8 protein-coding genes and 1 pseudogene are annotated in these 11,118 nt (G+C 57.0%); 5 read left to right on the plus strand and 4 right to left on the minus strand.

Going from position 1 to position 11,118, the window contains the following annotated elements; all coding sequences use genetic code 11:
* Positions 1-108: pseudogene (locus ACP7E4_RS29840) on the plus strand (IS110 family transposase); the annotation flags it as partial.
* Between the two features lie 20 nt (positions 109-128).
* On the opposite strand, the gene ACP7E4_RS29845 reads toward ACP7E4_RS29840, so the two are convergent.
* The gene (locus ACP7E4_RS29845) at positions 129-2,675 is read right to left on the minus strand and encodes a PepSY domain-containing protein (RefSeq protein ID WP_426119814.1); all 2,547 of its coding nucleotides are present in this window, start codon (positions 2,673-2,675) and stop codon (positions 129-131) included.
* A 282-nt stretch (positions 2,676-2,957) separates the two neighbouring features.
* A complete protein-coding gene (locus ACP7E4_RS29850; RefSeq protein WP_426119805.1) occupies positions 2,958-5,207 on the minus strand; it encodes a TonB-dependent receptor in 2,250 nt (749 codons plus the stop codon).
* A 216-nt stretch (positions 5,208-5,423) separates the two neighbouring features.
* Between ACP7E4_RS29850 and ACP7E4_RS29855 the strand changes: the two genes are divergently transcribed.
* Positions 5,424-6,104, plus strand: a complete 681-nt coding sequence (locus ACP7E4_RS29855; protein WP_426119806.1) for a Fe2+-dependent dioxygenase — start codon at positions 5,424-5,426, stop codon at positions 6,102-6,104.
* A 3-nt stretch (positions 6,105-6,107) separates the two neighbouring features.
* On the plus strand, positions 6,108-6,905 hold the full coding sequence (locus ACP7E4_RS29860) for a tetratricopeptide repeat protein (RefSeq protein WP_426119807.1): 798 nt from the start codon (positions 6,108-6,110) through the stop codon (positions 6,903-6,905).
* A gap of 9 nt (positions 6,906-6,914) precedes the next feature.
* Here the strand turns inward: ACP7E4_RS29860 and ACP7E4_RS29865 are convergent, their stop codons facing one another.
* Both ACP7E4_RS29865 and ACP7E4_RS29870 read right to left on the minus strand, forming a co-directional pair.
* Complete coding sequence (locus ACP7E4_RS29865) at positions 6,915-7,628, minus strand: hypothetical protein (RefSeq protein WP_426119808.1); 714 nt, start codon at positions 7,626-7,628, stop codon at positions 6,915-6,917.
* Positions 7,625-8,788 (minus strand): alpha-xenorhabdolysin family binary toxin subunit A, encoded by a 1,164-nt coding sequence (locus tag ACP7E4_RS29870; RefSeq protein WP_426119809.1) that lies wholly within the window; start codon positions 8,786-8,788, stop codon positions 7,625-7,627. The genes ACP7E4_RS29865 and ACP7E4_RS29870 overlap by 4 nt, the downstream gene beginning before the upstream one ends.
* 318 nt (positions 8,789-9,106) lie before the next feature.
* On the opposite strand from ACP7E4_RS29870, the gene ACP7E4_RS29875 reads away from it, so the two are divergent.
* Both ACP7E4_RS29875 and ACP7E4_RS29880 read left to right on the plus strand, forming a co-directional pair.
* Positions 9,107-10,273 (plus strand): alpha-xenorhabdolysin family binary toxin subunit A, encoded by a 1,167-nt coding sequence (locus ACP7E4_RS29875; RefSeq protein ID WP_426119811.1) that lies wholly within the window; start codon positions 9,107-9,109, stop codon positions 10,271-10,273.
* 132 nt (positions 10,274-10,405) lie between these two features.
* On the plus strand, positions 10,406-11,107 hold the full coding sequence (locus tag ACP7E4_RS29880) for a hypothetical protein (RefSeq protein ID WP_426119813.1): 702 nt from the start codon (positions 10,406-10,408) through the stop codon (positions 11,105-11,107).
* Positions 11,108-11,118 lie beyond the last annotated feature (11 nt).

The following is an 11,118-nucleotide window of genomic DNA, read 5'->3' on the forward strand; positions in this document are numbered from 1 at the left end:
GCGCTGGTAGTCCTCGCCCGAAAGCTCGCGCGGGTCATGTTCGCCCTAATGAAAAACCAAACGGAGTACACCCCAAACTTCATGTCTGGGGGTTGCTCACGAACATAGAATCTCCAACGAGCCTTTATTCAGTAAACATCCCTTCTATAACGCCCCTGCTCGATCAATGCCTCCACCGCTTGCGCGCCGAGAATCTCGATCAACGCCGCGTCGACGCCCGCTGCCATGCCTTCCAGGCTGCCACAGATATAAATCGCCGCACCGTCCGTCAGCCAAAGCCGCAGTTCATCTGCCGCCTCAAGCAAGCGATCCTGCACATAGACTTTCTCGGCCTGATCCCGGGAGAACGCCAGATCCAGACGCGCCAGCTCGCCGGATGCCAGCCACGCTTGCAACTGATCCCCGCAATAGAAGTCATGCGCCACATTGCGCTCGCCAAACAGCAGCCAGTTACGCGTCTGGCCTTGAGCAATTCGTCCCTTGAGCAAGCTGCGCAGCCCCGCCAACCCCGTGCCGTTACCCAGCAAAATCACCGGGCGTGGATCATCCGGCAGATGGAAGCTGCTGTTACGCCGAACCCTTAGGCTGACCGCTTCACCCACTGCGACATGTTCAGTCAGCCAGCCGGAACCCAGGCCAAGGCTGCCATCGGGATGCAGTTCCTGACGTACGATCAGTTCCAGCACACCATCCTGCGCAATCGACGCGATGGAGTATTCGCGCATGGCCAGCGGCACCAGGGCATCAATCAACGCCTGCGCGTGCAGCCCGACCAGATGCGCGCGATGTTGCGGCAGTTGGCGGCTGGCCAGGGCAATTTCGATGCTTTCTGCCAGATCGCCGACCTTGACTGAAGTGTCACCCGCGATGCCCAGACCACCGAGGAAGTGCTGGATCGCCGCATGGCTGTTGCGCGGCAGGATCTCTACCAGATCTCCGGCTGCCCAGTTCACGGAAGGCGGTGGTGTCAGGCCCAGCAAGAATACTTTCGAACCGCTGCTGCCAGGATTCAGATGCTCGCGCTGGCACAGTGTCCAGTTGTCATAGCTTGGCGCCTGCCACAACGTGGAAGGCGTGCTGCCGGTCAAATGCCCCAACTGTTGCTGCCATTGCTGCAAGGCGGCGGGATCGGCGCTGTCCACCTCGACCGATGCGAACAGCGTATTGCCGCCGCGCTCGGCAAGCCAGTCATGCAGGCGGCGGGCAAATGCACAGAAATGCTGGTACTGCCGATCACCCAGGCCAAGCACTGCGTAATTCAGATTGCCCAGCGCCATCTGACTGCCCAGCAACTTACGCTCGAAACCCCGGGCGCTGTCCGGCGCTTCGCCATCGCCAAACGTGCTGACCACAAACAATGCGTTCTGGCTCTGGCTCAAATCCCGCTCGGTTACATCCGCCAAACGCTGCACCTTGACCGGCATGCCGGCGGCCTGCAATTGCCCGGCGGTCTGCCACGCCAGCTGTTCGGCAAAGCCGCTCTGACTGGCAAAGCCGATCAGCCATGCTGGCGCGTCAGTAGCAGCCGGAGCGACTGAAACGGCCCCACGCGCATTACGCACTTCTTTCTTCTTGCGTCGACGATCCAGATACAGCAGCCAGCCGGTAATAAAGAACAGCGGCATCATCAACGCCGCAGCGGTCATGATGATCCGCCCGACAATGCCGAAGTAACTGCCCACGTGCAGCGCGTAATTGCTGATCAGCAATTGGCCGCCGAGGCTTTTTTCCGCATAGCGGGATACTTCGCTGACTTTGCCGTTAGCCGGATCGAGAGTGATGGTGTTCAGCGCGCGCGGGTGCGGCGAGTCTTTGAGCAGGTAGAAAATCGTCGCCTGCTGGCCCGCGACGTTGGGCAGGCGAATGTTGTAGCCGGCCAGATCCGGGCCGGCTGCGGTCTTGATGCTGTTCCACACCGCGACATAATCGACGGTCGGCAGCGGACCTTGCGGCGCGCTTTTGCCACCGGGACGGCCACCGCCGCCACCTTTGTGCTGCTCGCCCGCAGGCGCGTCACCGAGCAAACGGGTCATGCCATCCTTGACCCAGTCATAGGACCAGGTCAGGCCGGTAATCGCGAACAACAGGTAAAACACCAGGCACCAGGTGCCGAACACCGAGTGTAAGTCCCAGTTGAAACTGCGGCCTTTCTTCGCCCAGTCCAGGGTCAGCCAGACTCGCCAGTTCAGGGCTTTGCGCGGCCAGCGCAGGTACAGGCCGGACAAGCAGAAGAACACCAGAATCAGCGTACAGGCGGCAGTGACTTGCTTGCCGTATTCGCCCATCGCGAGAAAGCGGTGCAGCTTGAGGACGAAATCGAAAAAACCCGCACCAGTGGCGTCGGGCTTGAGGTCGCCGGTGTATGGATCGAAATTGCGCATCGGCCCGCGTCGCTCGCCCGGCGCCGGGGTGAAATACACTTGCGCGGCTTTATTGCCGACGGTTTCAACCCGCAGGATCGCGACGATCAGCCCGGTGGTGGACTCCAGCTTGCGCACCAGCTCAACCGGCGGCAACTGTTCGCCACGCTGTTCGACGTACAAGGCATCGGGGTTGGTCCACTCAAGGATTTCATCCTCGAAGGAATAGATCGCCCCGGTGATCCCCATCAGGGCCAGCACCAGACCGGCCGTGATTCCGAAAAACCAGTGGACTTGAAACAGGACTTTCTTCAACACCCGTGCTACCTCGTTCTCATTCATCCGCTGCGCCGCGCAGTATGCGCCAAACGGAAGACGTTCTCATTTGCTGTGTGCTTCACAATTCGATGGTGACCTGTGGGAGCGAGCTTGCTCGCGAATAGTCCAACCCCACACATTTCTGGCGGCAGACTAATCGCCTTCGCAAGCAAGCTTGCTCCCACAGAAATCACTGCGGCGCGGCCGTCTTCGGTCCCCCCACACAACCAAAAGCCCCGCCAACCAAAACGGTCAGCAGGGCTTCGCTTTCCTTTCAGATCAGAAGTGGAAGTTGGCGCTCATCAAGGCGGTACGACCAGCGGCCATGTGCGCGTAGTGAGTGGTGAACACCTGATCGTAATAACGTTTGTCGGTCAGGTTTTGCACGTTCAATTGCAGGTCGACGTTCTTGGTCAGGGCGTAGCTCGCCATGGCATCGTAACGCCAGTAGGAAGGCACCTCGACCGAGTTGGCTTCGTTGCCAAAACGCGAATCGATGAAGGTTGCGCCGCCGCCGATGGTCAGCTTCGGAATCAACTCATAGGTCGACCAGAGGTTGAAGCTGTTACGCGGCGTGCTCGGCATGTGATTGCCTTCGTCCGCTGCCAGCGTGGTCTTGACCAGCTCGCTCTCCATGTAGGTGTAGCCGCCGTAAACCTTCCACTTGCTGGTGATCTTGCCGGTGTAGGTGAACTCGAAGCCGTCGACACGCTGCTCGCCATCCAGCACCTGGAACGTGGTGTTGTCCGGGTCGGTGATCCGCGCGTTGGTTTTTTCGGTGCGGAACAACGCGGCGGTCAACGACAGGTCATCGCCGAAGAAGTCCCACTTGGTGCCCAACTCGTAGTTACGGTTCTTTTCCGGTTCAAGATCGTTGTTAGCCGCGGAAATTTCCAGGCCGCCGTTACCGCTGGTTTCGCCGGACGGGTTGCTGGAAGTCGACCAGGCCGCGTAAACCGTGCCGTTCGGCAGCGGCTTGAAGACCAGACCCACCTGATAGTTCCACAGCTGGCTGGTGTTTTCGCGCTTGAAGTTGCCAGCAACAGTGTTGCGACCTGCATTGGCGAAGCCGCTGGACTTGACCTCGTAGTCGTCATAACGCAAGCCCAGGTTCAGGGACCATTGCTCGTTGAACTTCAGGGTATCGAACACATAAGCAGCACTGGTTTTGGTGTCGGTATCGGTGTACGCCAGGCTGTCAGTGATGGTGCCGTTCCACGCGTCTTTCGGCGTCGGGTTGTACAGGCTGGTGCAGTCGCCGGAGCGAAGCAGCGCTGCCGAGCAAATGCTCGGGATGGTGCCGCCCGCTGCGTTGAGTACGTTGTAATTGCGGTTGTGGGTGTCCTGATACGAGAACTCGACGCCGGTTACCAGGCTGTGATTGATAAAGCCGGTGTCAAACCTGGCGCTCAAATCGGTCTGGTTGACGAAGCCGCTGGAGGTCGAATTGCGGCTCTTGGCCGAACGCGACAGCGTGCCGTTGGCGACGTTGCCACGGCTGTCATCCGGGTTGGTAACGATGTAGTCCAGGGTCGAACGCGACATGCGGAAGCTGTTGGACAGGGTCAGGTTGTCGTTCAGGTCGTGCTCGGTCCGGAACGTGCCGCTGTCGTTCTTGCTCTTGCGATAGTCGCGGTCGGTCAGGCCATAGAAATTGCTTTCGTTGACGTGAGCCGGCTTGTCGACAATGTATTTGCTGCGACCGGTGGTGGAGGTCAACGGGATGCCGTAATCCGGCATGTCGTCAGTTTCCAGGTGGTAGTAATCGAGCTTGACGCGTGTATCAGTGCCCAGGCCAAACGCGAACGACGGCGCCACGCCCCAGCGGCTGACGTCGACGTTATCGCGACCGGCAACGTTGGCATCGTGCTTCATCAGGTTCAGACGGAACGCCGAGGTGTCGGTGAGCTGCTGGTTCAAGTCAGCGGTGTAGCGTTGGGTCTGGTCGGAGCCAAAGGTGTAGCCGCCGTTATAGGCGTTACCCAGGTGAGCGCCCTTGGTGATCAGGTTCAGGCTGCCGCCCGTGGAACCGGCACCGGTGAACGCCGAGCCTGGCCCTTTGCTGATTTCTACCGATTCAACGTTGAAGATTTCCCGGCTTTGCGCGGCAACGTCACGCATGCCGTCGATGAATACGTCGCTTTCGGCGTTGAAGCCGCGAATGATCGGACGGTCAGCGTTCGGGTTGCCGCCCTCGCCTGCACCAAACGTGATGCCCGGCGTGGTGCGCAGCGCATCAGCCAGGCTGGTGGCGGCGGTGTCGCGAATCACTTGTTGCGGGATCACCGTGACGCTTTTTGGCGTCTCGCGCAGTGGCGCGGTGTACTTCCTGGAGGCGGATTCTTCGGTCTTGTAGCTCGCGTCCTGCTCGCCATTGATGCTGGTTGCGCCCAGCGAGATGGCTTTCTCATCGCTGCTTTCAGCGGCGTGGGCCATATGGCCGGCCGACATTGCAGCAATGGCAACGCCCACTGCCGAAGCGAGTGAACGTGGCTGAATAGCAGTGGATTGTGGTGATTGACGCGACATGTTGATTCCTTCCCCAAGGAGTTGAGGCGGCGGAATATAGGGTAAACAAGTATTTGTAGCAATTGAGATACATTACTATTCGCGAAAAACTTACATTCTTTACATTTGGAATTTACGAAATTTTCATCTTCATTGACGTAGGCCGCCGTTCAGGGTTTTACACAGTCAATAAGAATCACTACCATTCGCCACCTCTCCTGCTCACGGTGCTGCGCCATGCTTCTACACATCCCCGGCTTGTTCGACCGCGACGAAGTGGCGCGCATCCGCAAGGCACTGGAAGCGACAGATTGGGCCGACGGCAAAATCACCGCCGGTTATCAATCGGCCAAGGCCAAGCACAACCTGCAGCTGCCCGAAGGCCACCCGCTGGCGCTGGAAATCGGCACCGCGATGCTCGAACGCTTGTGGGCCAACCCGCTGTTCATGTCGGCAGCGCTGCCCCACAAAGTCTTTGCGCCGCTGCTGAACTGCTACACCGCGGGCGGCAGTTTTGATTTCCATATCGACAATGCCGTGCGCCAGTCCAAAGGCAGCATCGAACGAGTGCGCACCGATTTGTCGAGCACGTTGTTTTTCAGCGATCCGGAGGAATACGACGGCGGCGAGCTGGAAATCCAGGACACTTATGGCGTGCAGCGCGTCAAGCTGCCAGCCGGCGACATGGTGCTGTATCCCGGCACGAGCCTGCACAAAGTCAACGCGGTTACACGCGGCGCCCGTTACGCGTCGTTCTTCTGGACGCAAAGCCTGGTGCGCGAAGACAGCCAGCGCACGTTGCTGTTCGAGATGGATAACGCGATCCAGAAACTGACCCAGGACGTGCCCGACCATCCGTCACTGATCCAGCTGACCGGTACCTATCACAACCTGCTGCGCCGCTGGGTCGAGGTCTGACCCATGAGCTGGAATCTGCAACGCAAGGAAGAACTCGACGGCGACCAACTGCGCGCGATGCTCGCCGAACATCCGGCCAAGGCCGCCCAGGCGATCATCGGCGCGGCGGCAGATAACATCGTCGACGCTCAGGCATTGCTGGGGCAGATCCTGCTGGATGGCAAAGGCATCGAACGCGATCCGCAACTGGCGCTGGTCTGGTTCGAAATCGCTGCTCGCAAGGGTCACTTGATGGCGCGCAACATGCTGGGCCGCTGCTTTGAGCATGGCTGGGGTTGCAGCGCCGATGCTGCCAAGGCCGCAGGCCATTACGAGCTGGCCGCCAAGGCAGGCCTGGACTGGAGCCTCTACAACCTGGCCAACCTGCTGGCCACCGGGCGCGGCGTCGTTCAGAACCAGCAACGCGCGTTGCAGTGTTACCGCGACGCCGCGCAAATGGGCCACGCCAAATCCATGAATCTGCTAGGCCGGTATCTGGAAGATGGTCTGTTCTGCCCACAAGACGTGGCCGCCGCCTACGACTGGTATCGCCGCTCTGCAGAAGGCGGCGACTTTCGTGGGCAGTTCAGCCATGCCGCCGTGCTGGCTGATCACGGCATGACTGATGAAGCGCTTGCCTGGCTGCAACTGGCCCTGGAAAACGGCAACCTGAATTTCCTGCGCGTGAGCCGTGCAGTCCTGTTGTCCTCGACCAACCCGCGAATCAGCGCGTTGGCCCTGGCTTACCATCGCCGGGCCGCAGAGTTGGGCGATGCAACCGATCGGGCCCAGCTGCACGCACTCGAAACGTCAGCCCGATAAATCAGCCGTTCAGCTGTGCCAGATGCCGCGCAGTTCTCGCAGGTAATCGACCAGTTCGTCTGCATGGTGCAGGAAGTCGTCAGTTCGTCGGATGACGTCCGGACTGCCTTCCAGCACGTCGTCGAAAAAATGATTCACCGCAAAAACCACCTTGCTGATTTCGTGCACATAGCCGGCTTTGGACTGATCCACTTCCAGAATCCCGCGAAACTCGTCGAGGCAATCCCGAACTCGTTGCGCTTCTGCGCCGGTAGCCGTTTCAAGCCGAGTCTGCAACTCAGCTACCGGCGCTCGGACATCATCAATGGATGACATTTCAAGGGACAGGAGGCTCGCATCCAGAGCGTGGACGTAGGTTCTGGCTGAAGCAGATGCATCCAGCAACAGATTGGCAACTTCCTCCTGGTATTGCAGGAAAGCGGCGTTTTCCTCGGTTGTGCGCTGGGGCTTGTCCAGCGCGAGAATGGCCTGCTGATAAGGGGCAATGTCGATATTGCTGAGGCCTGCGTCGACTCCGATCATCAGCCTTATGGCAGCCGTGTCCACGGCATTCACCTTTTCCAGTAATGCCTGCAATTGCTGCCTCAAGGACGGCCAGTACAGATCACCGGGAGTGCTGGCCAGCCGGGTCATGTCACGGCGGTGTTTCTCAAGCGTTTCGATCGCCGGCAACGGACACGCATCAAGCATTTGTGCAGGCAACACCTCATTGCTCACGGTCATTGCTCCACCTCCGCGACCGCATTGTCAAAGGCGCTCAGTAGATCCTGACTGTGTTTCCTGATCTCGATCCAGCACTGGATCATCGCCCGAAGTCGAGCGACAAAAACCACTAGATAAACAGCATCGTCCATATGACTGAGGCGCCGGGCTGAACCGTCGACGTATGCCAGGACCTGTATCCAGAGGCTTTCCAGATTGGAAGCACCCGAAGCGGCGGCACTCATGCGCACACCCAGATCCTGAACATCGGTTTGCAAGCTGAGCAGCGCGGCGATCAGCGCATGGTTATGGCGAATTTCATTTTGCACCTCGCGCTTGCGCGCCAGCAGCGCTTCCAGTTGCGTTTGCGGCGAAGCCTCGGCGCCGGGAATGAACAAGCTCCCGGCGAACAACAGCAGACTCCACTGGCGCTCAAGGAAATCTTCGAAGCTGTCGGCTTGCTGCTGGATCTGGCGATTGAGATCGTCCAGCTCCAGATTCAGTTCGATCAGGGCACTGTCCTTGCGATGGCGCTGCATCAGCGTCAGTGTCAAGCCGACCGCAGGCGCGATACGGGTTTTCAGTTCAGTCTTGAACGAACTAATACCGGTACTGACTTGCGTAGTAGTGCGGCTGCAGTCGCGAATGACGATGCGCATGTCCTCGACCAGTGCGAGCAGCGTCGGCGCGCGGCTTTTATCGCGCGCGGTCAAGTCCATGCGCGGGTAATTCGCAATATCAACCGCATCGACATCACCGACCACGCCTATCGCGCTCTGGAAACCTTCCAGGCCTTCGATAAAAGTAATCAGCGTCTGCCCGCTGCTTTTCAACGCATCGGAAAACACCACAAGGTCCGAGCCAACCGTTTTCATGCCACTCTCGATATCGGGCCAGCCGTGAGCGTGACGTTTGACTGACTGGTGCAGGCTCTGCATTTCCGTGGGTTCAAGCCCGGCGACGCCGGCCACTTCATAACCGAGGAATGTCTTCACCTGCGCGAGTTCGCAAGGCAACTCAAGCGCAGACGCGACATAGCGTTTGATTGCTCTGACATCCGTATCGGTCACGAGCAGGCCCGGCGCACGGCCTGCTGAAGTTTCGCGCCGGGCGCGGGTATTTATATAGTGCGTACTTATTTCGTTGAGTCTTTCGACGGTAAATTCATCGGGTGTGAGCATTTTACTCATCCTTCAATAGAGAGCAGCCAGATTGAGTTCCTGTTATCCGTATACTCTTGACGTTAATGATTACATTTTGCAGGCGGCAGCAGCTTACTTATTTAACCGACAATGAAGCACTAACATTTTACCGACACAACGCAAAACAACCATTGAATTGCTCAGCGGTACAATATCCGACTCCAGCGGCCACTTTTCCTACACACTCAATCAAACTAATAAGCTGACAGCCATTCAAAACAGCTGCTAACTTTCGTAACAGTCATGCAATACATACGCCTCATTCAATAACGCCCAATCATGACTCAAGGAATAGACATGACACCTGTAAAGACAGAGATATCGCAAAGCCTGATGAATGAAATCACCACAGGCTTCATTCAAGTTGTCTCAAGCTCCAGCCCGGAAGTCACCCGCGCACCGGGGGTTTTGGCAACTGCCAAAGATATGCAGGCGCTTAGAAGCTTTGCTGCCCACGCAAATCAGCTTCCACAACGCCTGGACCAAGTCAAATATTTACTCGGCTACGACGAAAGCGGCATCCCTGGACTTGAGCCAGTGGACATTCTGAAACTGTACGGTGACACCCAGAAAACTGCTGAGCTATGGCCTTACCTTGAAATAAACATGAAAGAGGTGAGCGCGGGTCTTGACGTGTTCGCTGGCGACCTGAAAAGTGTCGGTGAGGATGTCATTAAATATATCCAGAGTTTTGACAGCTACACTGATGGCGTATTAGGTGACTATGAGAATGCGCCACTTGACTCCCTCCCCCACTCACCCCTGCTCGCCAGCGACGACAAGAAAATCTTGACGTTGTATAGCTTTATCAATGAATTGAAAAACCTTATCGATGAGCAGAAAAACCAGGCAGTAAACATCAAGGGAAGGATCACCGATTACAAGTATGAATTGATCGCTCTTGCCAACAAGATCGCACTGAAACGCCGGCTTTGCCTGACCGCTGCGGAAAATATGGATCTGAGCGACATAAATGAAAAAATCGAATCGCTAAACGCCCAGATTGCAGAGCAGCAGCGTAGTTATGATACCTACTCCAGATACATCTGGATCAGCGTATTGGGGGGCCTCGTCGGCTACGCGATCACCAAAAGTATTTATGGACCCGAGGCGGAACGCGTCACGAACAATATTGAACTGCTGATCGCAAAGAAAGAGCCTTTGAGCAAACAGTTGAAGTCTAACCAAGTGGCCGGCTCCCTCATGACCTTTGAAATCAGCTTGCAAGATCTTTCTCTGCGTATTGATGGTGCACTCGGCGGCGCTACAAATCTGGAAGTGTTATGGGAATCTATAACCAGGCACATCATGAGTGCGGTCAGGCGTTTTAAAGACACCGGCAACGCAACCCTGCTGACTCTACTTGTTTCACGACTTACCAATATGATTTCGAACTGGCAGGACGTGAAATCAAAAACCGAGCTACTGAAAAGTGCATTTGAGTATTCCGCAGAAGAACCTTGATCCATTTTATTTTAATTCATCACACCCTTCATCACTAAAACTTAGAGACCTATTACTATGCCTACCACATTTGACCCTATTCAGCTCGACCTTGAAACAATTCGCTCATGCAGAGACAGTATAAAATCTCACGTGCTTGACCTTGACGACATCTATCTCCCGACGCTTCAGGAAAAGGTGCGGCAGCTGGCTACCGATATTAATGAAGCGGACTACCAAGCCACATCAACCCTTGCGTTGCTGCCTGCGTCATTACAGATTCGTGCCATACAAACTGCATTGAGGTTGTTGATCACGGAGGCAGCGCAGCCTGAGGCGGTCCCACCGCAACATACAGCAGAAGTCCGCAGTTATCTCGACGATGCACTCAACCAGACGCGCGAACAATACAACCTTCTTTCGACGCGCCTCGACAATGTGCGCGCCTTTAGCACGGGCAATATACCGGACCTGCAAGCCAGTATGGATCAGCAACTTGAGATACTACAAGCGGACATGAATGAAGCCGTGGCCAGGCGCGACCGATACGCTCAACATAAGCAGACCCTCAACGCCGCCATGTCAATAATGGAAGACAAAACGCTGATTGATCAGTTTATCCCGCTGCTCGACGCGTTCAAGAAATTCGATCCAAGAAGCCCTCAGGTATCCCTGGTAAGAGCGGCCGTCGTCAGCGTGCAGAATATCCTGCGGATCGCCAGCGAATCAGTGAAGTATGTAGATTTGTGCGCATTCCACGCCATCTGGCCACCCAGTCCACCAACATCCGGCCACCCGTTCCACGCTCATCCGGCCGGGCAGTCGGAGCGCAGCGACGCAGGTTTGCATTGTTAGTCTGAAGTCCC

This window comes from Pseudomonas sp. DSP3-2-3, from assembly GCF_049898225.1.
Lineage (GTDB): Bacteria > Pseudomonadota > Gammaproteobacteria > Pseudomonadales > Pseudomonadaceae > Aquipseudomonas.